Below are 25349 nucleotides of genomic sequence, written 5' to 3'. Positions count from 1 at the left end.
TTTATCCGTTCATTTTTGCTGCTTCGTCGCTGTCCAGTGTTTTGAGCTGATGATATAACTGTAAGATCAATGCCAGTCCTACCGATACTTCCGCCGCTGCCATCGCCAGTATGAAGATGAACATCACCTGTCCGTCGGCGGTACCCCAGTGGGAAGAAGCTACTACGAATGCAAGCCCCGCGGCGTTGAGCATTATCTCCACCGACAGCAACATAAAAATAATGTCGCGGCGAACCAGGATACTGATCAGCCCCAGCACAAATAAAACGCCGGCAAGCAGCATGCCCGCTGTCGTAGGATGTACTATCATGATTGATTATTTTCAAGGAACCGGTGCAATGTTTTCTCTTTCTGCCGGCCTAAGTGATAAGCCCCTACAATGCCCGCCATCAGCAACATCCCGGTAAGTTCCACCGCCAGGATATAAGGGCCGAATAAAGCAATACCCACCTCTTTCGGATTCACCACCTGGACGCCGGATACCGGCTGACGGTTCTGCAATACCAGGAATACCAACTCTCCCAGCAGGATGATGCAAAGCAACGATGGAAAGATCCAGATGCGCGGCTTCAGCCATAGCTTTTCCTGCGCCGCCGACTCCTTGCCCAGGTTCAGCATCATCACAAAAAAGATCAGTAACACCATAATAGCGCCCGCATACACAATCACTTCCAGCGCCGCCATAAACGGCGCACCATAGAGATACAATACCACCGCCACCGCCAGTAAAGACACCACCAGATACAACAGGGCATGCATAATATTATACCGGGTGATCACCATTACGGTAGACAATACCGCAATTAACGCAGCAATATAGAATGCAGTTCCTATCATGGTATCAGGCTTTTAATATCTACCGGTGGTTCTTCCTGTTGCGCATCACCTTTATCTTTTCCACGGATGGCCATACCGGCTACATTGTAATAGTTATATCCGGGATACTTGCCCTCACTGTTGATGAGAAGATCCTCTTTTTCATATACCAGGTTCTGACGGTTATATTCCGCCATTTCAAAATCAGGGAGTAACTGTATCGCGTAAGTAGGACAAGCTTCTTCACAAAAGCCACAGAAAATACAACGCGAGAAATTGATCCGGAAAAATTCCGGGTATCTTCTGCCGGAATCATCTTCTGTTGCCTGCAGGGAGATACAATCCACCGGGCAGGCCGCAGCACACAGATAACAACCCACACATCGCTCACCTCCGTCCGGATCACGGGTTAACGCAATGCGGCCCCGCCAGCGGGCCGGCAACGGCGCCTTCTGTTCCGGGTACTGAAATGTTTCCCGCTTGTGGAACATATGCAGGAATATCAGCCACATACTTCTTACCAGACTAAACATGTTTTTCGTTTTAAGTATTTAACCACAGCTTAATGGCAGCTGTTACCATCAGGTTCAAAATCGACAAAGGAAACAATACCTTCCAGCCGTACTCCATCAGCTGATCATACCGCGGCCTCGGCATAGAAGCGCGGAACAGGATGAACAGCATAATAAAAGCAAACGTTTTTATCACAAACCATAATACTGGCGGCAGAAAAGCAGGACCAAGCCAGCCACCAAAATAAAGCGTTACCAGCATGCCGGAAATCAGCGTTACGCCCAGGTATTCACCAATGAAGAACATACCGAACTTCATCCCGGAATACTCAGAGTGAAAACCTGCTACCAGCTCACTTTCCGCCTCCGGAATATCAAAAGGCAAACGGTGTGTTTCTGCTACGCCCGCCACCAGGAAAATAAGGAAGCCTATAAACTGCGGAATGATAAACCATACTTTCCGCTGCGCCTCTACTATTTCAGCAAGATTAAAAGAGCCGCTCAATACCACTACGCCCATCAGCGCCAATCCCATAAACACTTCGTAGCTGATCATCTGCGAAGCCCCGCGCATAGCGCCCAGCAACGCATACTTATTATTGGAAGCCCAACCGCCCAACACCACGCTGTATACGCCCAGGGACGACATGGCCAGGAAAAACAACAACCCTATATTCAGGTCGGCCACCACAATGCCCGGTGCAAAAGGCATCACCACAAAGCTCATGAGCACACTTAACATCACCACGCCCGGGGCAAATACAAACACTACTTTATCGGCAAACGGCGGAATCCAGTCTTCCTTAAAAAACAACTTGATGGTATCCGCCAACACCACCAGCAGCCCGAAAGGACCTGCCCTGTTAGGTCCGTAGCGGTCCTGCCACAATGCCAGCATGCGGCGCTCCACCCAAATAAGACCCGCCGCCGTATTTAACAGTGCAAAAAGCACCCCGCCTATTATCCACCAAATGTTTATCATAGCATTATACTTTTATCAGTTGCGGCGCCTCTGAAATCTGCATGCCGGGAAGGCCTACAGGTATTCCGGCAACGCCTTCCTGTAATGTATCGTTAATGATCACCGGCAACGTATATTGATGCCCGTTATCCGTGAAATGCAGCAGGTATCCGGCGGTTACCTGCAACCGCTTTGCGTCTTCACTGTGCAGCATGATGTACGGGGCAGGAATGCGTTCTGCAATGCCCGGTGTATGCACGCTCAGTTCTTCCGATCCGAAAATATGATAGAGTGGTACCAGTAACAGGTGTTCTTTGAGTGGCAGAAAGGGTTCCGGCACCTCTGTATAAAACGGCGTATGTCCGTTGGCGTGAGGTTCAATGAGCCGCTTGCCTGGGTTACCGTCGTGCAGCGGTCCGCCGGTTTCCACCTGGAATTTATTCACCGACTGTACCGAGTTCCATCCCGGCGCCCAGAAGAAAGGAATCATGGAAGAAGGTGGCTCTCCCCGGTATCCTTCCATGGTAAAGGATAGCGCCGTATCCGGGTCCTGTGGCGGACGTGGCTCGCTTACATTTACATTGGCCTGCATGGCGGTACGGCCGCTGAAGCGATGTGGTTCCCGTGGTACCTTCTGACCGGCAATACGAAAATCAGCATGCGGTGCAAGCTTATCTATCCCCTCAAATTTTTTGTATGCGTGTGCAATGTGACTTACCACATCATCAAGGTGTTGTAAACCAGAGAGGGTGGCATGACCATTTATATCGGCGATCTGTAACAGCCAGCGCCAGCTTTCCTGCACTGCGGAGTCGGGCGCAAATACCTGGAAGAAGCGCTGGGCGCGGCCTTCATTATTAACCAATGTACCATCCGATTCCGCAAACGTACCGGCCGGCAAAATGATGGTTGCTTTTTCTGCGGTAGGATTATAAAGATGATCCAGCAGGATCACGTCTTTCACTTTTCCAAAAAACTTCTCTGCACGGTGCTGGTTCAGCCTGCGGTACAGGTCATTTTCCAAAATGATCACGGTATCCACTTCGTTATTCAATGCACGGTCTACCGCCGAATCCAGGCGATGGCCGCCCAGCATTTCAAGCCCTACGCTGTTGCATTCCGGCACCGTGTAAGTAAGCATGGCATCAATACCCAGGTCCCGCAGCGCCCACGACACATTTGCAGCGGCTTTGATGATGGCTTCACTGCCACCGCCATAGCCCGCAATGATAAGCGGGTTCTTAGCTGCTTTCAGTACACCGGCTATTTCTGCGGCAATCGCTTTTCCCTGCTCCGACATCCCTTTTACTTCCGGCATTTTGCTGCTCAGCAGGTGACTAACGCCAAAGCCTATACGGGCAATATTATCGGGCGCAGTATGATAGGCTCCTTTTGCGAGTTCATCCAGTTTTGTTTCCTGTACATTTAAAATATACAGGGGGCCTTTGCTGTCCTGCACGGCTTCCCGCACCGCAGCATCCTGCCAGGCGGGCATGTGGATATGGTTGATCACATCTTCCACCGGGATACGGCGTACCGCCTGCCGTACCGACAACGCCAGCATCGGCGCGGTATTAGTTACATCTTCTCCGAGGATCAGCACTACATCTGCTGCTGCCGCTTCCTGCAGGGAGGCGCTGCGCACCGGCCCCTGTTCCAGTATTTTAAGGGAAAGGGATACCAGGTCGTGATCTGCCGATGACACACCGAGGTAAAAGTTTTCTTCTCCTACCAGCTCTTTCAGTACAGCATTGGATTCCAGGGAAGCTCTCGGCGATCCGATGCCGATAGTCTTCCCTGGCTTCATCCGTTGATGTACATGCTGCAATACCGGGATGCCATTGGCCTTATCTGCAGGGCCATGATACACCATCGGCGTTTTGATCCGTTGTCCGCTGTTCACAAATTCGTAGCCATAGCGGCCACGGTCGCAAAGGAAATAACCGTTTACCGCGCCATTAAACCGGTTTGTGATTTGTCGCACGGCACCATAACGCTCGCCGGCGATGATATTACAGCCCAGGCCACAGCCCTGGCATACCGAAGCGGCAGAGGTCAGATCCCATTTACGGGTATAATGCTGCTTCAGTGTTTTATCCGTAAACACACCGGTAGGGCATATTTCGGCAAGATTGCCGCTAAACTCGCTTTCCAGCGTGCCCTCTTCCTGCCGGCCAAAATACACATGATTATGCGCGGCAAAAACATCCAGGTCCTTACCACCGGCAAAGTCTTTGTAAAACCTCACACAACGGTAGCACTGGATGCAACGGTTCATTTCATGATTCAGGAATGGTCCGAGATATTGGTTGTTATAAGTTCTTTTGGTGAAATGATAATCGCGGTAAGAGTGGCCTGTCATCACCGTCATATCCTGCAAATGGCAGGAGCCGCCTTCATCGCACACGGCGCAGTCGTGCGGGTGATTGGTCATCAGCCAGCCGATCACATGCTCCCGGAAGTTGCGGGCATCGGTATCGTCAACGGATAAACGAAGCTGGTCTTTTACCGGCTCCATGCACGACATGATGATCCTGCCCTTCTTATCTTCCTCATCCTTAAACACCTTAACGGCGCATTGACGGCAGGCACCCACCGCACCCAGGGCTGGATGCCAGCAAAAGTAAGGAAGGTTTAAACCCAGCGACAGGCAAGCTTCCAGCAGGTTCTTCCCCTCCTTTACTTCGTAGGGCTTATTATCGATGTGTATGATCGGCATATGGACATTTTTTTTCTTTGATGTGTTGTTCAAAATCCTCCCTGAAATATTTCAGTGCGCTTTGCAACGGTTCCATAGCGCCGGGCGCCAGTGCGCAGAAAGTATTACCGGGGCCTAACAGCTTGGTATGCATTTCCAGTTGCTCGAGGTCTGCATAAGTGCCCTGTCCCTGTTCCAGTGCGTATAGTATCTTCTCCGTCCAGGGCAGTCCTTCGCGGCAGGGCGTGCAGAAACCACACGACTCCTGTGCAAAGAAATGCTCCAGGTTATGGACAAATCCCACCGGGCAGGTGCGGTCGTCCAGTATCACCATAGTGCCGGTACCCAGGCGGCTTCCCGCAGCAGCTACTCCTGCGAAATCCATTTTTACATCGAGGTGAACATCAGTTAAGAAATCAGTGGAAGCGCCACCGGGCAATGCACCGCGAAAACGGTATCCCGCTTTCATGCCACCCGCATGTTCCTCCAGTAATTCCCGCATAGTAACGCCCATAGGTAGTTCCCAGGCACCGGGCTTGTTTACTTTTCCACTTACACCGTATATTTTCGTACCCCCGTCGGCGGTATAGCTCAATGATTTGAACCAGTCGCCCCCCTTACTGATTATATGCGGTATATAAGACAACGTTTCCACATTGTTCACAATAGTAGGTTTGCCAAACAACCCGCTTACCTGTGGGAAGGGCGGTTTGGCGCGGGGTACAGCGCGTTTCCCTTCCAGCGAATTGAGCAGCGCGGTTTCTTCTCCGCACATATATCTGCCAACGCCTGTATGCAGCTGCATCTCCAGGTTATAATTTTTACCGAGTATATTTTTACCGAGATAACCTGCGGCATAAGCATCTGCAATGGCCTGGTTCATGATCTGCGCGGCTTCTTTATAGGCCCAGCGCATAAACACAAAACCCTGTGTTGCCTGTATGGCATAAGCGGCAATGATCATTCCTTCCAATAGCTGGTGCGGATTACCTTCCAGTAGCCAGCGGTCTTTGAAGGTGCCGGGTTCCATTTCATCGGCGTTACAGATCAGGTAACGCGGGCCGGTTGCTTCTGCGGGAACAAAACTCCATTTCATACCGGTGCTGAAACCTGCGCCGCCACGGCCTTTGAGGTTGGCGTCTTTTACTTTGTCCGTCACTTCCGCAGGGGTGAGTTCCTGCAATACTTTGCGTAATGCGGCATAGCCGCCCACTGCTTCATACTCCTTCAGGTGAAGAGGCGCTCCGGAAGCGGGTATATGTTGTGTGAGCGGTTTTTCCATCTTTATAAATATTGATCCAGTATTTGTGAAAGGGAAGCTGTTGTCAGATCCCTGTACAGGTCGTTGTCTATCATCATTGCCGGTGCATGGTCGCAGGTACCAAGACAAGCATTGGGCAGCAGCGTAAAGCGTTCATCGGGCGTGGTTTGTCCGTATTTGATCTGCAGCAGTTCCATCAGTTGTTGTTTGATCTCCGTATAGCCCATCACGTAGCAGCTGATACTATCGCACAACAGGATCACGTGCCTGCCTACCGGCCGCCGGAAGATGAGGTTGTAGAAAGTAGCTACGCTGTCTACTTCCGCTGTGCTCATGTCCAGTATAGCAGCAATGTCTGCCACGCTTTCATCAGATACCCAGCGGCGCTGTCCCTGTACAATTTTTAATGCTTCAATACAGGCCGCTTTTTTAACCGGCACCTGCTGCATTTCATGTGTGATCTGTTCTATTTCAATTGCAGAAAGCATATGTTGTTATATTATCTGTCAATATCTGCGAGTACGTAATCCATTCCTCCGAGTATCGATAACAGATCGGCCACGGTATATCCGCGGCTGATCAGCGGAATCATCTGCATGTGCGGGAAAGAAGGCGTTCGTACCCTGGTACGGTAAGAAGCGGTATTGCCATCGCTGATCAGATAGTAGCTGTTCCATCCTTTGGTGGCCTCCGTGCAAACAGCGGCTTCCCCGGCGGGTATTACCGGTCCCCAGCTTACGTTGAGGAAGTGATGGATGAGGGTTTCGATGTCCTGCATGGTGCGTGCTTTTACCGGAGGGGTAGCCAGCGGGTGGTGCGACTTATAATCGCCGGACGGCATGTAGGCCACGCATTGTTCAATGATGCGGAGGCTCTGTCGCATTTCTTCCACCCGTACTACCGCGCGGTCGTAACAATCTCCGTTGTGTGCGACCGGGATCTCGAAAGCAAAATTCTCATAACCACTATATGGCCGCTTCTTGCGCATATCCCACTCCAGGCCGCAGGCCCGGAGTCCGGGGCCGGTTACGCCCCATTCAATGGCTTCTTCCAGTGTATAGATGCCGATACCTTTGGTACGGGCTTTAAAGAGATAGTTTTTCATCACCATGCTGTCGTACTCCTTCAGCTGTTTCGGGAAATAGCTGATAAAGTTTTTCACGAGCGGTTCCCAGCCGTTGGGCAGGTCCTGGGCTACGCCGCCAATGCGGAACCAGTTGGGATGCATGCGGCCGCCGCAAATGGCTTCTATAATTTCGAACACGCGTTCACGGTCGGTGAACATATAGAATACGGGCGACAGCTGCCCGAGGTCCTGGGCAAAGGTGCCATACCACACCAGGTGGCTGGCAATACGGAACAATTCGCAGAGCATAATGCGGATCACCTGTGCGCGGAGCGGTACATCTATGCCGCCCAGCTGCTCCACCGATAAGAGGTAGGCCAGGTTATTATTCACGCCGCCGAGATAATCGATACGGTCGGTGTAAGGAATATACGTGTGCCAGGATTGCCGCTCTCCCATCTTTTCCGCGCCGCGGTGATGGAACCCGATATCGGGTACGGCGTCTACAATATCTTCGCCGTTGAGCTGGAGGATGATGCGCAAAACACCGTGGGTACCCGGATGTTGCGGACCGATGTTGAGGAACATAAAGTCGGCATCCTCGCTATGGCTTTTTAAGCCCCATTCTTCGGGTTTAAACCGCAGGGCCTCCTGCTCCCTGTCCTGCTTCTCGTCATAGAGCTTAAACGGCCCCATTTCAGTTGCGCGTGCGGGGTGCTCCTTCCGGAGCGGGTGCCCTTCCCAGGTGGAAGGCATGAGGATGCGTTTCAGCAAGGGGTGACCATTGAACCGGATGCCGAACATGTCGTACACTTCGCGTTCATACCAGTTGGCTGCCGTCCAGATGGGGGTGATACTTTCCAGCGTTGGGTATTCGCCGTGGAGACCGGCCTTTATTCGCAGGAATTCGTTTCTGTCGAAGGAAAAAAGTGTGTAAACAACGGTAAAGTCATAGGGTTTATGCCCGTTCTGTTGCCGTTTATACGCACGCTCGTCAATGGCCGTGAGGTCATAGAGCATGCGATAAGGCATTTGTATTTCAGATTTAAGAAACTGTAGTACGGCCACAATATGCTCCTGTGGCGTCCAGAAGGTGGGCGTCCCATCCCGTGTAACCTGAGGTTCGAAGGTGATATCACCAAAACGGGAGCTTAATTCCGCTGCAATGCGCTCTGGCATGGCGTATTAAGTTTAGATGGGGGTAAGATAAATACTGTGGTCCTTTTCCGGTTTAATTTTTCATATATCCGTTAATGTTAGTAAGTATTGTTATTATATTTCATCGGGTGTTTTAAACTTTGTCATTTGTTGCCGTTTCTCCCGCAGGGTATCTTTCATGGAGATTTTTTCCGGCCGGATTACGCCCTGTTCACCGATCACCCAGCTGAGGGGGCGTTTCTCTTTACCTACGCTGTCGCGCAGCATAACGAGGCCCGACATAAATGCGTCCGGGCGCGGGGGGCAACCGGGTACATAGACATCTACAGGTAGAAATTTATCTACTCCCTGTACTACGCTGTAGATGTCGTACATACCGCCGGAATTGGCACAGGAGCCCATGGATATTACCCAGCGGGGCTCCATCATCTGCTCATACAAACGTTGAATGACGGGCGCCATTTTTATAAATACGGTGCCTGCGATGATCATGACATCAGCTTCGCGGGGAGTACCTCTGATTACTTCCGCGCCAAACCGGGCCATATCATACTTAGGGGTCATAGCGGTAGCCATTTCTACAAAACAACAGGAAAGGCCGAAATGGAAGGGCCATAGCGAATTTTTCCGTCCCCATGCCAGCAGGCTTTCTACGGAAGTGAGCATTACACTTTGCTGTATCACTTCTTCCATAGAAGTATTGCCGGATATCTTACCCGTTACATCATTTGCGTTGGTCAGCCACCATTTCATATAAAAGTTGATTTACCTATGCATGATTCATAAAATCAACATGCTGTTGCTACGTCAGTGCCTGTGGTGTTGGAGTCTTAATGTCCGTGTAACCGTTAACGTGAGTGGAAGTTTTCTTCCGCATTTTTTTATACGCGCGTAAAATCTTTTTCCCATCGGGCCCGAAGTCCAATGCGCCGTTACGCCATTCGTAAATAAGTACAGCCAGTAATATGAAGATAAAAACAGAAACGCCGAGGAAGCCTGTCCAGCCTACTTCTTCGTAGGCAATTGCCCAGGATATAATTAATACCGTTTCAATGTCGAAAATAACGAAGAGCATCGCTACCAGGTAGAACTGGGAAGGGAACCGTAGTCGTGCAGAGCCGGTGGAGATGATGCCGGACTCATAAGCCTCACCGGTGGCGCGGTCTTTATGCCGCTGCCCCAGTACATAAGAGAGCCCCAGTATGATACTGATGAGTATCACCACAATAGCTCCATATGCTAAAAATGGCCAGATGGGAGTGATGTCAGAAACAGCGCTTTTCAAAGTGTTCGCCCTCCGAGCGATTTACTTAAAAGTCCGTTATGCCTGTCTATCAGATAAAACCAGTAGTATGCTTTCCAATCTACTGAACATGTCTATTATTGGTAATGCTAGTCTGTAAACCGCCAAATCAAGAGGGAAGACCGGATACGGACCCGGTTTCATAACGTTTCAAATGCTGCTATACGGTAAAGACTATATGAAACTGAAGTTACAAAAAATACAACGATAAAACAAAAGATTAAAATGCGATACTCAGGTATGTGTACCTGTAATATAACATTCAAGACTGGTGATGATGTGCTGCTGGTCGTCAATAATAAATTTCACCACGTCACCAATGGATATCAAACCCATCAGCCTGTTCTGCTGGTCAACTACCGGCAGGTGACGGATCCTTTTATCTGTCATCAATCCCATACAGTCCTCAATGGAATCATCCTCAGTAACCGTGATAGGACGCTCTGTCATGATTTCCCGGATCAAAGTTTCCTTTGACGCACGCCCCTTCAGGATTACCCGGCGGGCATAATCACGTTCAGAAAAAATTCCCATAAAATGTTCATCTTCATCAACTACTGTCAATGCGCCGACATTGTGATCTACAAGGAGTTGGAGCGCTTCAAAAACAGTGTTGTCGGGATTTATGGAGTATACTGCATGACCCTTTACCTGCAGGATATTACGTACCTTTCCCATGGCAAGACTTTTAGAAGAGTAAATAAATGAAAAACCACCATTTCTAAGTTACCAATTTTCATTGTTAAAAGCAAGGCAGTGAAAATAAATCGTTTGTGTAAATAGTACACAAAGGCAGATCAATAGTTGCTAAAACGTAAAAGCAACTTTATCGCATTTCTTTTCTTAATGATTGTTAAAAAAACACGAAAATAAATAGGTAGGCATTTATATTTGTTGGTATGAAAAGTTACCTCGAAATTATTCGCCTGTGGATAATCCTCCCCTCCATTATAGTTGTTTGCCTCCTGGCAAATTGGATATACCAGACATATCGATCTGAAAAAACGAGCTTCAGATCCTATGCTACAAAAATACTGGAGCAGGTTTATGAGACAATGGCGAAAGATGCAACAGATCTCAATGTCTATACCCTTCAGGAACAGTATCGTCAAAGACTAGAGGAAGAATGCATCTTCACGCCTTTTCAACTCTATGCAGACACCTCAATATACCGTGTTAAAAATGACCCTCGCTTATTAAGGATCATCCCTCCGGTCAACAACACAGGCAAAATAAGCGGTGTTATTTTTGGGAAAGAGACAGGTTACGGATTCGACTATACATCGTTTTCCATTGCCATCTCCGTTGTGATCATGATGCACATAATCCGCTGGGGGCAGGAATCCTGGTGCAATCTGAACCGAGAGAAAAAACTGGAGCAACTGAAACAAAACTTTATTACGAACATTACCCATGAGCTAAATACTCCCCTATCTGTATTACATGCCACCAATGAAGCCCTGCTTACCTACAAAGGCATGAACAATCCCGAAATGACAGAACGCTACCTGAAACATAATAAGAAGGAACTGGATAACCTTCAGGAGCTCATTCTGCGCATCATTAACATTGTAAGACTGGAAGAACAGGAACGTGATATAAAGATAGCACCTCTGTTTCCGGAGGAAATCCTTGACAACATCAAACAGCGCTTCTCTTACAGATCACAAGCTATCATCACAATAGACATACTGTCGCCAGAACCGGTAATAGAAACAGATCAACATGACTTTGAAACTATCTTAAATCATCTGTTGGATAACGCTCTCAAATACAACCATCATCCCGTTCCCGAAATCAGGATAACGGTTAAAGCTAACCCCACCGGCATCATCCTTACAATTGCCGATAATGGCGATGGTATCCATGAAAAAGATCTTCCTTTTATCTTTGACAAGTTCTATAGGGTTCATCAGGGGGACAGACACGATGTAAAAGGATTCGGCATAGGTCTAAGTCATGTAAAACTATTAATACAAAAACTTAACGCACAGATCCATGTACAAAGCACTCCCGGTAACGGCACCCAATTCACGCTTCAATTCCCTCATTATGCAAAAAATAAAACTACTGCTGGTTGAAGATGAACCGATATTGGCAAGCGTTGTCAAAGAAACCCTCGAACATAATGGATTCGATATTGTACACGCCGCTAATGGACGGCAGGGATGGGAAAAATATCTCTCCCATCAACCACATGCCTGTCTAATCGATATCATGATGCCAGAAAAAGATGGTTTCTCACTGGTAAAGGACATACGTGACGTTGACGAAAAAACACCGATTATCTTTCTTACGGGAAAGCTTGGAAACGCCGACGTGATACGTGGCCTGGAATACGCTGACGATTATATAAAAAAACCATTCAGCCTGGAAGAACTGATGCTCCGTATAAAAAACCTTCTCAAACGTTCTCTTCCTCTCGTTCCACAAAGAAACATACCCGGTATATTTTCTCTGGGAAAATATATTTTCGACTATAACAGACAGGAACTAAAGCATCCTAAAGACAATCAAAGTCTTTCTCTAAGAGAAGCAGATATGCTACGCATGTTTTCAGAAAATGCGAATAAAACTACTTCTCGTAAAATAATGCTGGAAAAACTCTGGGGAGATGATAATATTGATAATTCCCGTAATATGGACGTTTATATCAGTAAGCTCCGGAAATATCTTCTGTATGACACTACGGTGCGACTTATTAATGTAAGAGGACTAGGATACAGGCTTGTTTGCAACGAGCTACTTTAACACTCCTTCACAAAATACTAAGATTCATTAACGCCAAGAGATACACGTAGTGTTTAGCTTTGTACGAAAATAAACAGTTATGAAAAAAAACACGCTCACTACTGGTATGTTTATGTTATGTGGCATTACTTTGATGCAGAATAAAGTACAGGAAAAAGTACCTTGTAAAATTATTATTACAATTTATCACCATCCGCGGTCAGCTCCTGTCAACGCACACACTGGAACAACAGCCTCAAGCAACTGCGGGGAAACAGCAAATAGTCTGACTATTTACTATCTCCCCGCAAATCCTTAATAAATATTTACTTATTACAAACTCATCACTCCCTTCACCGGTGCAGCCGTTTCCTGGTGCAAATCAAACACCACAATTTCATTGGCGCCTTTCTTCAGCCACGGAGCAGGACAGTACAGGTTTTTCTGCGGTCCTATTTCCCAATAGCGGCCAAGATTGTGACCGTTTACCCAAACAATTCCTTTCTTATATCCCGACATATCGATGTAAGTATCACCGGTTTTATCAAGGTTAAAAGTGGCTTTAAAAAACTGACCTGGTTTAGCAACATTATTGGAAGAAGCACTCAGCTCCTGTACAAATTTCTCCGTCATAGGCAGGCTGTATACTTCCCAGTTCATTAGCGTCATACCATTCAGTACTACACGATCCGTGATTCCTTTACGGTCAATCAGCGCTTCTGCAAAGTTGATGCGCCCCATTCCCTCTACCAGGATTTCCAGTACAGGATTCTTTACATCACTCACCGGCAGGTCAATTGTTTTTTCACCAAGCCGGCGGTCAATTTTACCGATATACTTGCCATTCAGAAACACGGTAGCATAGTCATGCAAATCCTTTACACTCAGCTTGCCGCTCTTATGCCCTATCAGCGTGGTTTTATACACCATAAAACCATAGTCCTGTCCATATGCTTCAAACGGCTTCGGCTGCGGGGATTTAACCGGCTGCGGCAAATGATCCCATACAGAAGTAAAGGGTGTAAGATTAAATTCAGGAATTGTAATTGCCGGAATTGGTTTTGGTATGGCTGGTAATTTTTTGCCCTTCGGGAGATAGGAACCGATCAGCTTACGCAGCGCTTCGTATTTAGGCGTCGCATTTCCCTGCTCATTGATAGGCGCATCGTAGTCGTAACTGGTTACATCAGGTTCGTAACCCTTTCCGCCGGAGTTGGCGCCGGCAGTATAACCGAAGTTGGTGCCGCCATGAATTACATACAGGTTGAAAGAACGTTTGGTGTCCATGAGGAACTTCACTTCTTTGGCAATGCCATCTATGCCTGGCCGTTGCCATTGTTCGCCCCAGTGGGTTAACCAACCCGGATAGGATTCACTGCTGAAGGCAGGTACATCAGGATTCTGTTTTTTGGCAGCGGCAAAATCCGCTTCCGATCCGCCGGAGTCCAGTCCGATGGCAGCGCCTTCCACGCCTCCTGCTTCCAGCATATAGGCAGTGGCGCCATCGGCCGTGTAGAATGGAACATTGATGCCATTCTTTACCCACATATCTTTCAGCGTATTTAAATATTCTTTGTCGTTACCGTAGCTGCCATATTCATTTTCAATCTGCACCATTACTACCGGTCCGCCGTTGGTTACCAGCAATGGCTTTACTTCTGCCGCCAAACGATCTACGTAGGTGGTTACTGCTGCTATATAACGCGGGTCCATGCAGCGCACTTTTATATCCGGTGTTTGCAGGAGATAAGGAGGTAAACCGCCAAACTCCCATTCCGCACATACATAAGGACCGGGGCGCAGTAATACCCACATGCCTTCTTCCTGCGCTATTTTAATAAATTCGGCAATGTTGTGATTACCGGTACTGAAATCAAACTGCCCTTTCACAGTTTCATGATAGTTCCAGAAAACATATGCCGCAATGGTATTACAACCCATTGCCTTCGCCATCTGAATGCGGTGACGCCAGTATTCATGCGGTATACGGGCCGGGTGCATCTCTCCGCTGATCATCTGGAAGGGTTTACCATCCAGCATAAAATCAGTTTTACTTAATGCAAAAGAATGTTTGTTTTGCGCCTGCACTGCCTGCCCCATCCAACAGGATAGCGCCAGCATGCCGCCTAGGATTACTTTCTTCATTGTTCAAATAAGTTGCAGATAAGCGTACAAAATACGCCAAAAATCTTTGATTCTAAAGATTTTTTTACATTGCCTGCTCTCATTATTGTACACTAATATCCGCTACTATAGCCCGGTGATCAGAAACATACGCTTTCAATGCTTCATCATAACCGGTAATGCTGTTATACCGGGTTACGGAGAAACGGTTTACCGGTGTTGTCATAATATAATCGATGGTGCGGTCCGGCTTATCTGAAGGAAAGGTAAGCGGGCATTGCTGCAAACAGCCCAGGTTCATAAAATTCCGTATTATGCCAATGGTCTGCGATCCGGGAACAGCATTAAAATCCCCGCCAAGTATCAATGGCTTCCCCAGTTCAGTTACTATCTTTTTTAGTTCTGCCGCCTGTAATAAACGGCTGTTTTCCTGCGCCAGGTGGTCCAGGTGGGTGGATGCAAAATAAAATTCCCGGTCGTCTTTTTTTACACGGATCATGGCCATTGTCCGGAACTCGCCGCCTACAGCCGGCGCCACCGGCAAAGCATACCGCTTCCGCTCAAGAATAGGTAACCTTGAAAGCACGGCATCGCCATACTCCCCTCCTGTTACATCCATCGCTTTTGTGAAGTACCAGTCCATTCCGGTGAGCTTCGCCAGCTCTTCTGCCTGATGAATGTTAACACCGGTACGGCGGGTATACACGTCTACCTCCTGCAATGCCACCAGGTCCGGCTTTTCCCGGTTGATCACTTTGGCCAGCGCCTCCAGGTTGGCCGGCGGACCGGAAGAAGCCCGGGCGCCGTAAATGTTGTAAGTCATCACGCTTACCATTACTTTTGGACGCGCCGGTTCTTCCGGTGAAGTATTTCCTTTTTCCGCTTTGCTGCAGGATAGTAAGCCGCTGGTTAAAACGATGAACCAAAAAATGTTTCTCCTCATCAGAAAGCGTTGATCTCTGCTATATGTGTCAGATAGATGTCCCCCTGGCTGGTATTGACCGTCAGCTTCACAAACCGGGCCTGCTGCGCATATGCCAGGTAAATCGTGCTTACTTTATCATTGGCCAGCGTAAAGGATTCCGAATAGCTCCAGGCGATGCCATCGCGGCTCAGCTCCACGATTATATTTTTCGGGTTGCCGGTGGCCTTTACCTCGCCGGTATTTTTATCCGTGCGGCCGGTAATAGTGATACCGTGTATTTTTTGCTCGGCCTGCGTATCAATGGTAATATAATGCGGAGGTCCAGGCTTGGATGCTTTCCAGCGGGTGCTCCAGAAGGTAGCCGTATCGCCATCCAGCGCATGGATAGCATGGCCGTTGGCGGCGCCCTCACCGGTGGTCTCCTCCGAGGAGAAGCCGGTAATATTCCAGTTGCTGCGGTTCAGCATAGGGAACGGATTTGAAGTATAACGCCCGCTGATCAGGAAGTAAGCCGTGCGCAGCTTTTCATTCACCTTCATACCGGTTTCAATAGTTACCGGCAACAGGTAATTGCCTACACCATCCAGTTTATCCATATGCACTACCAGGTTTAACGGCGCCGTGCTGAATCGCCCTGCCGGTATTACCGCAACAGACTGCTCCAGCTCATAGCTCCCTTCCGGTAATACCGGGTAACTGGTGAAGTTGTTGCTATTGAAATGATCTGTCAGCGAAGCATCTACCCTGAATTTTACGTTTATGTCCGACGAAGGTGAGTGCGGCCCGCCATAACAAGCGCCATACACAATACTGTCGCTCTTTCCGGATATTTCAAATGAATACACCGCAGGAGAAATAACTGCCTGTGGCATGTACACAACAGCGGTGCTGTCGGATATATTTTTCAGTTCCTCACTGTCGTTCCGGCAACTGCTCCAGGCGGTAGCCGCAGCGAGGGAAAATACCAATAATTTTATTTTCATCTTTCAAAAATTAATTATCAGGAAATAATTTACCAGCCGGGGTTTTGCACCAGCTTTCTGTCGCGGTCTATTTCCGATTGAGGAATAGGGAACAGGTAATAATTCTTCAGGAAAACTCTTCGCTCAAAAATGGTTCTCTGGTAAAATACCAGGTCGGTAACTTTGGTACCGGCATCTACATTCATCCCGTAGAAATTTCCACCATCGGTTTGTTCAGCGATCTTCCAGCGGCGGGTATCGAAGTAACGTAAACTTTCCAGTGCCAGCTCCACTCTCCGTTCATGCCTGATCTTTTCACGCATGGCAGCCTGGCCCAGCCCACCGGCAATATCAGGTACGCCTGCCCTGTTACGGATCTCGTTCAGGTATTTAAGAATATCCGGGTTACCGGGTTCATACTCATTCAGTGCTTCAATATAGTTCAGCAATATTTCTGCATAACGAATCAGTATAAAGGGCCTGGCTACATACTGCGTGATCCTCGGATTGCTGTCGGGATGCACGTTTTTCCGGGCAATGTAACCGGTACGCGGAAAGTCCCAGGAACCTTTCTTACCGGTATTACCTGTAAAAAATGTTTCTATCACTTTATTGCCTTCACTCTTATTGATCCATAAACTCCCATTGTAACTAACATTCACATAAAAACGCGGCTCCCTGTTTACATACATGTTGTAAGTACCGGCAGTAGTATATTTGGTAGCTGTTGAAGAAAACCCTGTTTCCTTATAACCCGATCCGGATTCATAGATGCCTTTCCCGTTTTCCATTTCAAATTCATCTACCAGCTGCTGCGTAACGGCCACAGCTGCATATCCGCTGGCCAAACGGGGCGTTACGGAACGCTCCCAGTCTTTCAGCCCGTTGGAGGTCCTGGTGAAAATCACTTCTGAATTCCAGGGATCAAGGAATACATCACGGGTAGAGAGGTAAGGATCAAAGTTTCCATTGGCATCATTCTTACGGTACAGGGAAAAACTGAAACCGGTAATTACATCTTTGGCAGCATCGGCGGCGCGTTTCCATTTTTCACGATCGTATTGCGCGCTTATCAGTTGCTTGCCATCCAGGTTACGGAAGCCGGCATAGTCGGGGTTGCCATTGAACTGCGGACTGGCAGCCAGCAATAATACCCGGCTTTTAAAAGCTTTACAGGCAGCCTGTGTAGCCCGGCCATAATCATTTTCGCCCTGCGCGGTAAAATGCTTCGGGAGTTTCTGCGCGGCGAGATCCAGCTCCGATATAATATAGTTAACACATTCATCGTAGGAGTTCCGTGGCTTCTGCATCTCTTCATCTGTAGGAAGCAGGTCGCCGGCAATAGGAATATCTCCCAGGATAATGGCGGGGCCATACTGACGGATAATACCATAATAAAAGAATGCCCGCAGGAAGCGCGCCTCAGCCTTATATTGATCAATGAGATCCTGTCCGTTAGGCAGCGCCAGTATCTCTTTATTCCCGTCAATATGCTGCATAAAATAAGTAGCAGAGCGGATACCCTGGTAAAATTTAGTCCAGTTATTCATGTAGTCAGACGCGGCGCTCCAGTTACCCAGGTTCATGGGATAGGTGTTATAACCGGAACCCGGGCGGTCGTAAGTGATATCCGCATCATCTGAACATCCTTCCCAGGCGCAGGTATTGCGGTATGCTTCATTGGGAATGGTCACGTAGATATTGGCAAGGTATTCTTCAGAATATCTTCTTCGGTTAAATACCTGCTCAATGGTAATACGATCACTGGGAACCTGGTCAAGGAAGTTACTGTTACAGGAAGCCGTTAGCAGGGAAACGCCGACCAGTAAAACGTGAACTGTCTTTTTTATTTTCATCCGGAGAAAATTAATAAGTTAATGAATGATCAGAAGTTGACGGCAACGCCGGCAGAATATGATTTGGTACTTGAATAGGAAGCGCCTCTTCCATTGCCTACTTCTACATCCCAAAGCTTGAATGGAGAGAAGGTCAGTATGTTTACCCCTTGCAGGAAGATGTTGGCAGATTTCAGTTTCGCGCGTTTCATCCAGGAAGCTGGCAGGTTATAGCTTAACTGCAAAGTCTTTAACCGGATATAGTCGCTGTTCTTGATCCACCAGGTGCTGGCGGCATAGTTATCATTCAATGAACCTGCCATCATACGCGGATAAAAAACATCTTGCCGCGGGTTTTCTTCTGTCCACCGGTCGTTGATATTGCTGAATAAATTTCCGCGGCTGAGTCCCTGCTGGAAAGGCATGGTGCCTTCACCATTCAGCAGCACATCCACATGAGCGGCGCCCTGGAAAAGGGCCGACAGCCCAAAGGCTTTATAGCCGAGTGTAAATCCGAAGCCGTATACAATTTCAGGAACGTCGCCATACCCGATGGGAGCCTGATCGTACGAGTCAATTACACCATCGCCGTTAATGTCTTTGTATTTAATATCGCCGGCCCGTACATCGCCTGTTTGCCGGGGTGAATTCTGTACTTCTTTATCACTTTCAAAAAGCCCCAGTGCGATGTACCCAAACCGTTGTCCTACGCGCAGCCCTTTGCGGTCCAGCCACGGATATTTCCAGCTGGGATCATCATTCTCCACTACTTTATTCCTGTTGTAGGTAAAATTGCCCAGCAACTGCAGGGAGAAGTCGCCGAAACGGCGGTTATAGGTTACGGATGCATCTATCCCTTTATTATCAATGATACCCACATTACCAAAAGGCGCATTGATCATACCTATGTAACCCGGCAACGATTTGCGGCGCAGGAAAATACCGCTGCGGTATTCCCTGAAAAGATCTATCTGTAAGGTGAGGTTGTCGTGCAGTAGCCCTATATCAAAGCCCAGGTTGGTTTTGCGGGAAGTTTCCCATTGCACATCTACTGCGTATTCACCAATTTCTTTACCGGTAAATTTCTGGTTGATGTTCTTTCCAAAATAATAATCGCTGGTATTGGCTACTGTTGCCAGGTAGGCAAATCTTCTGCCGTCGATATTACTGTTACCCACAATACCATGCGAGAAGCGGATCTTAAAAAGTGATACCGTATTTTTTATACCGGAGAAGAAGTTTTCTTCCGATACTACCCAACCCAATCCTGCGGAAGGGAAAAAGCCATATCGCTGATCGGGGTAAAAGTTTTCCGAACCATTATATCCAAAGTTCACTTCTGCAAAATACCGGTTGCGGAAACCATAGGTGAAACGGCCTGCCAGTCCCTGAAAGCGGTAAGGCAGGGAGGTTTCCAGGTCGCCGGCATAGGTGTTGGCTTTATCGCTGCGGTTATACAGTAACATACCGGATACATCGTGCTTACCAAAACTCCTGTTATAGTTGAGTCCGAATTCAGAATAGAACGTGCGTTCTCCCTGGTTGCTTTTTGTATACTGGAGAAATTCTGTACCAATGGCCACCTGGTCAAACATAAGATTACCATCGGCATCCCGGCCGGTGGCCAGCCAGGTATCCGGCACTTTCGTATAGCGGTTACTGGTATAGTTATAGGCGTCAAATGAAAACATACCCGTTACGGATAATCCTTTCGTAAGAAAGGGCAGCTCCTGCGTAAGACGCAGATTAGAATACACCTGGCTTCTCCACTGGTTCGCATAACCGCCCTGGGTAAGGCTTGCCCAGGGATTGGACAACCCACCGGAACGAATATCGGCCACTTTACCATCAGGATAGCGCGTTGGAATCTGCACCGGTGTCATAAAATATGCATCCGTAAAAATGTCGGATACACCGGTAGTAGGCAGGTTCACGTTACTCAGGTAACCCTGAATACCCAGTTTAACAGTGGTAGTGGCGGAAGGCTTCAGCGTAATATTGGAAGTAACGTTATACCGCTTCAGGAAGATGGATGAATTGTACTTGGTGAGTTCATCTGTTTTATACATCCCCAGTTCATCATAATAACCAAGACCAATATAATACACCGATTTCTCGGAACCACCGCTGATATTGGCATTCGCATTTCTCACTTTCCCGTTGTTACGGAAAAGCTCTTTAAACCAGTCGACGTTAGGATACAGATAAGGATCGCTGCCATCAGCGGTTTTCTGAATCGCTTCATCGGAATACACCGGCGCGCTTCCCCGCGTGGTCAATGCTTCGTTCGACAATTTCATATAAGTAGGCCCATCGGCAAAAGAAGGGAGCTTGGAAAACTGGGTAATGCCTTCTGTATAGCGCAGGTTATAAGCGGGCTTACCCGGCTTACCGCTTTTGGTAGTGATAAGGATAACGCCGTTGGCGCCACGTACACCGTATACGGCCGTAGCGGAAGCATCTTTGAGCACAGAAAAGCTTTCAATATCTTCCGGATCTACATTGGAAATACTCCTGGGCACACCATCCACTAAGGTAAGCGGTGCGCTGAAGCCCTGCGTAAAAGTGGAAATGCCACGGATATAAATATTGGCATCGTTGTAACCCAGTTCACCGCTGCGTTGTACAGATACCATTCCGGCTACGCGGCCACCGAGCGACTGTGTAAGATTGGATACCGGCTGTTTCAGTTCTTTGGGCGTAATAGTTGCCTGCGCACCTACCAGGCTGATCTTTTTCTGTTCACCAAAACCTACTACCACTACTTCTTCCAGCGCAGACGATGCCTCTTCCAACACCACGTCTATCTTGTCTTTCTGCTGTACCGGAATTTCCTGTTTACGGAATCCCATCAAACTAAATACCAGCACGGCATTATCATCTACTGATAAAATAAATTTACCATTACCATCTGTACCGGTACCCAGGCGGGTGCCTTTAATAGCAACGGTTACGCCTACCATCGGCTGACCCGCAGAATCTACTACCACACCGGTTATTTCTCTTTTGCCTCCGGCAGAAAGATTGGCCGCGGGAGGCAGATCTTTAGTAGCTACTGAAATGTTCTGACCAGAAGTTCTGAACTGCAAACCGGTACGCTCACCAATGTCCTGCAACAGTTTGGCCACCGCAATATTTTTGTAGTTCACTGTTAATTTCTTCCCGGTAGTTTCCAGCGATTTATCATACAGGAAACGGAAAGTGGTTTGCTTTTCTATGGCATGAAACAATGCAGTTACCGGCGCCTCTTTCAGTTGAATAGTGACGGTTTGCGTTTTCGGGTCCTGCGCCTGTGCCTGCACCGGCGCCATATAAATGGCTGCAGCCAGGAATGCGCACAGGAAGCCCCTCACGGCCCTTCGCGGGCCGCGTAATGCGGACAATAAAATTAGGATCATACGTTAGGTTTTGTTAGCGTAGTATGTATTAAAACAGGATTAAGCGGTTTATTTTTTTTCCATACGGATAATATTTCCCTCTCGCCGGTATTGCAGATGATAGATAAAACAAATAGATTCCAGTACAGACTCCAGTGATGTATTGGCCTGTAAGCCTGACAATACATGCTTTCCCATTTGCGGCGTTTCCAGGATGATGCGCACACTGTACCATCGCTCCAATATAGTAGTCACTTCGCCCAGTGTAAGATTATCCATATTGATAATTCCCTGCTGCCAGGAGTTCATCTTATGCGGTTCTTCCGTGAAGCTCGTAAACGCAGTGCCGGCACTGTCGTAGCTAACCTTACTTCCCTTTTCCAGCACAACCTGTTTCCCTTCAGGCGCTACTACTTTTACTTTCCCGGTGGCAACGCTCACCATCAGTTTTTCACCCGGATAATGTTTCACATTGAAAGAAGTCCCCAACACCTGCGTCCGCACATTACCTGTATGCACAACAAAAGGAATTTTCCTGTCGGGATGTATCTCAAAAAAAGCTTCCCCATCCAGTATCACATCACGGGATACAGATTTGTAGGTTTCTTTGTAACGGATAACAGACCTGGCATTTAAGATCACCACGGAACTATCCGGCAGTACCACCCGTTTAATTTCTCCGTCCCTGGCGGCAATGGTGGTGTACCGCAGCTCATGACGCGGCCATAACATCAGTAAGCCCGGCAATACCAGCAACATGGCGGCATAAGGCAACCAGCGACGGAAATAGCCCCGTTTCACCAACCTGTTTTTTTGCAGCGCAGTATTCACTACTTTGTTTTTCAACCCGGCAGATAGTGGTTGCAGCTCGCTTTGAAACCATTCTTCCACCGGCATCAGTTCGCCGTGGTTGTTTTCTTCGAGCAACTGTAAAAGCAACCGGAGCTCCTCCTGGCTGGCAGTGTTATGTTGTACTTTTTCTATCAGCTCCTGTAACAGGCCGGCATCAGGTTTCATCATATACAGTTCACTTCTTCCTATATATACACTAAAAAAAGGGGGACTACTTAGTGGAAGAAAAAAATTATTTCAGGAAGAATAATATCAGCAACAGGATGTAGGCATCTTTCAACTCTGCTTTTATTACTTTAAGACTGCTGTGGATATGCGCTTCTACAGTACGTATAGAGATCCCAAGTTTGTCGGCGATTTCGCGGTGCGACAATCCCTCTTCCCTGCTCATACGGAATACTGCGCGCTGTTTGTCGCCCAGCGAATCCAGCACGCCCTGGTACTGCCTGTACAATTCATTATAATCCAGCCGGTGTAAGATACTGTCTGCCGGCTGCAGCAAGGCGTTCTCCGGATCTGTGGTCATCAGCCGGCGGCTTACTTTATTACGGATAAAATTCAGGATATGATTTCTTGCGATCGTAAATAACAATACCTGCACATCAGCAGTCTCATCCAGCTTTTCGCGGAAGTGCCATAGTTTGAGGAAAATATCCAGCAGGAGTTCTTCCGCATCTTCCTCAATGGCCACCTTCTTCCTGCAATAGCCCAATACCCTCGGCCCCAGCAGATCCAGTAAGCTACGCAATGCTTCTTCGTCTCCTTCGCGGAAACGGCGCAAGAGAAAAGGCGAAATAAGAATAGTTGTATTGTCCATGCAGGAGACAAAATTAATAAGCCATTGTTAACGTAAGGTTATGATATGATTAACAGCGCAGTCCATTATTTTTTCATTATTCGTCTGGTGGAATTTTACGTCCATCAATATTAATAAAAATAATCTTGTGGAGAAAGAAATTTCGGTGGCTTAACGGGAGCTAACAATGATCGTTGCAGTATACCTGCTAAAAAGCAAAAGGGAGACCGGCTTACTGGTTCCCCTTTTGCGAAAATTAAATATTTCCTTTCTTCAGTTCCTTAACGGCATAATCACATGCCCGCGCGGTAAGCGCCATATAAGTGATAGAAGGATTCACACAGGAGGAAGACGTCATACAGGCGCCATCTGTTACAAATACATTTTTAGCAGCGTGTACCTGGTTAAAACCATTCAGCACCGACGTTTTAGGATCTTTACCCATGCGGGCCGTTCCCATTTCGTGAATGCAATGTCCCGGAGGAGGCGCACTGTCGTAGCCATGTACATTTTTCAGTCCTGCTGCTTCCAGCATTTCTATCGCGCTGGCCTGCATATCCTTGCGCATGGCCATTTCATTCTCTTTAAATTCACAGTCGATATCAAGAGTAGGCAGTCCGTATTTATCTTTCTTATTTTTATTCAGCACTACCTTATTTTCAAAATAAGGCAGGTGTTCGCCCCAGGAACCGATGCCCATATTCCATTTACCGGGTTCGCCCTGGGCTTCTTTCAGCTGAACGCCTATGCCATCCATGCTGATACCACGGCCTCTTTGTGCGCCGCCCTGGTAGCCAAATCCACGCACATAATCTTTTTGCAGGGTGTTGGCGTTGGTGTTACGGAAACGCGGAATATAAATACCGTTGGGTCTGCGGCCGCTGCTGTAGTATTGGTCTTCAAAACCATCAAACTCTCCACCGGCGCCTACACCATAATGGTGATCCATGAGGTTGTGCCCCAGTTGCCCGCTGTCGTTGCCAAACCCGTTAGGGAAACGTTCAGAAACTGAGTTGAGCATGATCCAGCTGGTACCCAGCGTGGAGCCGTTCAGGAAAATAATATCAGCGTAGTATTCTACTGTTTGCAGGGTATGGGAATCCATCACCCTTACGCCGGTAGCTTTACTTTTATCTTTATCATATAATACTTCCAGTACAATAGAATCCGGGCGAAGGGTCATATTACCTGTTTTGGCGGCTGCCGGCAGGGTAACGCCGTTGCTGCTGAAGTAACCGGTAAACGGACATCCCCGGGCGCACAGGTTACGGAACTGGCACGGACCACGGTCCTTTAATCCTTTGGTGAGATGCGCTGCACGGCCAATGGTGAGGATACGGTCGTTATACTTTTCCTTGATGCGCGCAGCAACGTGCTTCTCGAGGCAGTTCATTTCCATTGGCGGCAGGAAAACGCCGTCGGGCAATTGGGGTAACCCTTCCGCCTGACCGCTTACGCCGATATATTCTTCTACATATTTATACCAGGGGGCAATGTCTTTGTAGCGGATAGGCCAGTCTACACCATGACCGTCTTTTGCATTGGCTTCAAAGTCAAGGTCGCTCCAGCGATACACCTGGCGGCCCCACATGAGGGAGCGGCCACCTACATGGTATCCCCGCAGCCAGTTGAAGGGCTTTATTTCGTTGTAAGGATTCTCTTTATCATTTACCCAGAATTGCTGCGTGGCTTCATCAAAAGCGTAACACTGGCTCTGGATGGGATGATTCTCCCGCATTTCATTGGTGGTGTTAAGATGGTGCGCAAATTCCCACGGCGCTTTCATAGCGGTGGTGTAGTCTTTAATGTGCTCTACATTGCGGCCTCTTTCCAATACCAGCGTTTTCAATCCTTTTTCACTCAGCTCTTTGGCTGCCCATCCGCCGCTGATACCGGAACCTACTACGATGGCATCATACGTATTTTCCTTCTCTGCCTTGATATTAAGATTCATATCGTTGTGTTTAACGCGA

The 25349-nt window shown here is 48.0% G+C and carries 21 protein-coding genes; 2 read left to right on the top strand and 19 right to left on the bottom strand.

What is annotated here, in order from left to right:
* Window position 1: 1 nt before the first annotated feature.
* From nuoK to V7S65_RS03920, 11 genes are all read right to left on the bottom strand, one after another.
* Window positions 2–310: an NADH-quinone oxidoreductase subunit NuoK gene (gene nuoK / locus V7S65_RS03970; protein ID WP_079468113.1), complete on the bottom strand. Its 309-nt coding sequence runs from the start codon at window positions 308–310 to the stop codon at window positions 2–4.
* Complete coding sequence (nuoJ, locus tag V7S65_RS03965; protein WP_227024587.1) at window positions 307–837, bottom strand: NADH-quinone oxidoreductase subunit J; 531 nt, start codon at window positions 835–837, stop codon at window positions 307–309. The genes nuoK and nuoJ overlap by 4 nt, the downstream gene beginning before the upstream one ends.
* Complete coding sequence (gene nuoI / locus V7S65_RS03960; RefSeq protein WP_079468115.1) at window positions 834–1349, bottom strand: NADH-quinone oxidoreductase subunit NuoI; 516 nt, start codon at window positions 1347–1349, stop codon at window positions 834–836. The genes nuoJ and nuoI overlap by 4 nt, the downstream gene beginning before the upstream one ends.
* A gap of 10 nt (window positions 1350–1359) precedes the next feature.
* Window positions 1360–2310, bottom strand: coding sequence for an NADH-quinone oxidoreductase subunit NuoH (gene nuoH / locus V7S65_RS03955; RefSeq protein ID WP_111578780.1), 951 nt, complete (start codon window positions 2308–2310; stop codon window positions 1360–1362).
* 4 nt (window positions 2311–2314) lie between these two features.
* Window positions 2315–5008 (bottom strand): NADH-quinone oxidoreductase subunit NuoG, encoded by a 2694-nt coding sequence (gene nuoG, locus V7S65_RS03950; protein WP_336386127.1) that lies wholly within the window; start codon window positions 5006–5008, stop codon window positions 2315–2317.
* Window positions 4986–6269, bottom strand: a complete 1284-nt coding sequence (gene nuoF / locus V7S65_RS03945; RefSeq protein ID WP_079468118.1) for an NADH-quinone oxidoreductase subunit NuoF — start codon at window positions 6267–6269, stop codon at window positions 4986–4988. Before nuoF ends, nuoG begins: the two co-directional genes overlap by 23 nt.
* A 2-nt stretch (window positions 6270–6271) precedes the next feature.
* Window positions 6272–6736, bottom strand: a complete 465-nt coding sequence (gene nuoE / locus V7S65_RS03940) for an NADH-quinone oxidoreductase subunit NuoE (protein ID WP_079468119.1) — start codon at window positions 6734–6736, stop codon at window positions 6272–6274.
* A gap of 11 nt (window positions 6737–6747) precedes the next feature.
* Window positions 6748–8493: an NADH-quinone oxidoreductase subunit C/D gene (gene nuoC / locus V7S65_RS03935; protein WP_079468120.1), complete on the bottom strand. Its 1746-nt coding sequence runs from the start codon at window positions 8491–8493 to the stop codon at window positions 6748–6750.
* Window positions 8494–8586: 93 nt separating this feature from the next.
* On the bottom strand, window positions 8587–9225 hold the full coding sequence (locus V7S65_RS03930) for an NADH-quinone oxidoreductase subunit B (protein ID WP_079468121.1): 639 nt from the start codon (window positions 9223–9225) through the stop codon (window positions 8587–8589).
* A 49-nt stretch (window positions 9226–9274) separates the two neighbouring features.
* Entirely contained in the window at window positions 9275–9757 is a 483-nt protein-coding gene (locus V7S65_RS03925; RefSeq protein WP_079468122.1) for an NADH-quinone oxidoreductase subunit A, read from the bottom strand.
* A gap of 252 nt (window positions 9758–10009) precedes the next feature.
* Window positions 10010–10453, bottom strand: a complete 444-nt coding sequence (locus V7S65_RS03920) for a CBS domain-containing protein (protein ID WP_079468123.1) — start codon at window positions 10451–10453, stop codon at window positions 10010–10012.
* Between the two features lie 221 nt (window positions 10454–10674).
* Here V7S65_RS03920 and V7S65_RS03915 point away from each other — a divergent pair, with 221 nt between their 5' ends.
* Window positions 10675–11856 (top strand): sensor histidine kinase, encoded by a 1182-nt coding sequence (locus tag V7S65_RS03915; RefSeq protein WP_336386128.1) that lies wholly within the window; start codon window positions 10675–10677, stop codon window positions 11854–11856.
* Window positions 11828–12526, top strand: coding sequence for a response regulator transcription factor (locus V7S65_RS03910; protein ID WP_336386129.1), 699 nt, complete (start codon window positions 11828–11830; stop codon window positions 12524–12526). Before V7S65_RS03915 ends, V7S65_RS03910 begins: the two co-directional genes overlap by 29 nt.
* Before the next feature lie 312 nt (window positions 12527–12838).
* Here the strand turns inward: V7S65_RS03910 and V7S65_RS03905 are convergent, their stop codons facing one another.
* The 8 genes from V7S65_RS03905 to V7S65_RS03870 form a co-directional block, all read right to left on the bottom strand.
* Complete coding sequence (locus tag V7S65_RS03905) at window positions 12839–14650, bottom strand: glycoside hydrolase family 35 protein (RefSeq protein ID WP_336386130.1); 1812 nt, start codon at window positions 14648–14650, stop codon at window positions 12839–12841.
* A gap of 82 nt (window positions 14651–14732) precedes the next feature.
* A complete protein-coding gene (locus V7S65_RS03900) occupies window positions 14733–15572 on the bottom strand; it encodes an endonuclease/exonuclease/phosphatase family protein (RefSeq protein WP_336386131.1) in 840 nt (279 codons plus the stop codon).
* Window positions 15572–16537: a BT_3987 domain-containing protein gene (locus V7S65_RS03895; RefSeq protein ID WP_336386132.1), complete on the bottom strand. Its 966-nt coding sequence runs from the start codon at window positions 16535–16537 to the stop codon at window positions 15572–15574. The genes V7S65_RS03900 and V7S65_RS03895 overlap by 1 nt, the downstream gene beginning before the upstream one ends.
* 29 nt (window positions 16538–16566) lie before the next feature.
* Complete coding sequence (locus V7S65_RS03890; protein ID WP_336386133.1) at window positions 16567–18372, bottom strand: RagB/SusD family nutrient uptake outer membrane protein; 1806 nt, start codon at window positions 18370–18372, stop codon at window positions 16567–16569.
* Window positions 18373–18401: 29 nt separating this feature from the next.
* Complete coding sequence (locus tag V7S65_RS03885; RefSeq protein WP_336386134.1) at window positions 18402–21749, bottom strand: SusC/RagA family TonB-linked outer membrane protein; 3348 nt, start codon at window positions 21747–21749, stop codon at window positions 18402–18404.
* 48 nt (window positions 21750–21797) lie between these two features.
* Window positions 21798–22748: a FecR family protein gene (locus tag V7S65_RS03880; RefSeq protein ID WP_336386135.1), complete on the bottom strand. Its 951-nt coding sequence runs from the start codon at window positions 22746–22748 to the stop codon at window positions 21798–21800.
* Between the two features lie 64 nt (window positions 22749–22812).
* Complete coding sequence (locus V7S65_RS03875; RefSeq protein ID WP_111578789.1) at window positions 22813–23397, bottom strand: RNA polymerase sigma factor; 585 nt, start codon at window positions 23395–23397, stop codon at window positions 22813–22815.
* Window positions 23398–23632: 235 nt separating this feature from the next.
* Window positions 23633–25330 (bottom strand): GMC family oxidoreductase, encoded by a 1698-nt coding sequence (locus V7S65_RS03870; protein WP_336386136.1) that lies wholly within the window; start codon window positions 25328–25330, stop codon window positions 23633–23635.
* Window positions 25331–25349: the final 19 nt, after the last annotated feature.

This window comes from Chitinophaga sp. CCNWYY40 (assembly GCF_037483205.1).
Classification (GTDB): domain Bacteria; phylum Bacteroidota; class Bacteroidia; order Chitinophagales; family Chitinophagaceae; genus Chitinophaga; species Chitinophaga ginsengisegetis.
Note: the sequence above shows the minus strand (reverse complement) of the source record. Positions and strands in the feature narration are given on the sequence as shown.

Coding starts and splice junctions, on each gene's coding strand:
- nuoK (WP_079468113.1), bottom strand. CDS start 310: ATGATAGTACATCCTACGACAGCGGGCATGCTGCTTGCCGGCGTTTTA.
- nuoJ (WP_227024587.1), bottom strand. CDS start 837: ATGATAGGAACTGCATTCTATATTGCTGCGTTAATTGCGGTATTGTCT.
- nuoI (WP_079468115.1), bottom strand. CDS start 1,349: ATGTTTAGTCTGGTAAGAAGTATGTGGCTGATATTCCTGCATATGTTC.
- nuoH (WP_111578780.1), bottom strand. CDS start 2,310: ATGATAAACATTTGGTGGATAATAGGCGGGGTGCTTTTTGCACTGTTA.
- nuoG (WP_336386127.1), bottom strand. CDS start 5,008: ATGCCGATCATACACATCGATAATAAGCCCTACGAAGTAAAGGAGGGG.
- nuoF (WP_079468118.1), bottom strand. CDS start 6,269: ATGGAAAAACCGCTCACACAACATATACCCGCTTCCGGAGCGCCTCTT.
- nuoE (WP_079468119.1), bottom strand. CDS start 6,736: ATGCTTTCTGCAATTGAAATAGAACAGATCACACATGAAATGCAGCAG.
- nuoC (WP_079468120.1), bottom strand. CDS start 8,493: ATGCCAGAGCGCATTGCAGCGGAATTAAGCTCCCGTTTTGGTGATATC.
- V7S65_RS03930 (WP_079468121.1), bottom strand. CDS start 9,225: ATGAAATGGTGGCTGACCAACGCAAATGATGTAACGGGTAAGATATCC.
- V7S65_RS03920 (WP_079468123.1), bottom strand. CDS start 10,453: ATGGGAAAGGTACGTAATATCCTGCAGGTAAAGGGTCATGCAGTATAC.
- V7S65_RS03915 (WP_336386128.1), top strand. CDS start 10,675: ATGAAAAGTTACCTCGAAATTATTCGCCTGTGGATAATCCTCCCCTCC.
- V7S65_RS03910 (WP_336386129.1), top strand. CDS start 11,828: ATGCAAAAAATAAAACTACTGCTGGTTGAAGATGAACCGATATTGGCA.
- V7S65_RS03905 (WP_336386130.1), bottom strand. CDS start 14,650: ATGAAGAAAGTAATCCTAGGCGGCATGCTGGCGCTATCCTGTTGGATG.
- V7S65_RS03900 (WP_336386131.1), bottom strand. CDS start 15,572: ATGAGGAGAAACATTTTTTGGTTCATCGTTTTAACCAGCGGCTTACTA.
- V7S65_RS03895 (WP_336386132.1), bottom strand. CDS start 16,537: ATGAAAATAAAATTATTGGTATTTTCCCTCGCTGCGGCTACCGCCTGG.
- V7S65_RS03890 (WP_336386133.1), bottom strand. CDS start 18,372: ATGAAAATAAAAAAGACAGTTCACGTTTTACTGGTCGGCGTTTCCCTG.
- V7S65_RS03885 (WP_336386134.1), bottom strand. CDS start 21,749: ATGATCCTAATTTTATTGTCCGCATTACGCGGCCCGCGAAGGGCCGTG.
- V7S65_RS03880 (WP_336386135.1), bottom strand. CDS start 22,748: ATGATGAAACCTGATGCCGGCCTGTTACAGGAGCTGATAGAAAAAGTA.
- V7S65_RS03875 (WP_111578789.1), bottom strand. CDS start 23,397: ATGGACAATACAACTATTCTTATTTCGCCTTTTCTCTTGCGCCGTTTC.
- V7S65_RS03870 (WP_336386136.1), bottom strand. CDS start 25,330: ATGAATCTTAATATCAAGGCAGAGAAGGAAAATACGTATGATGCCATC.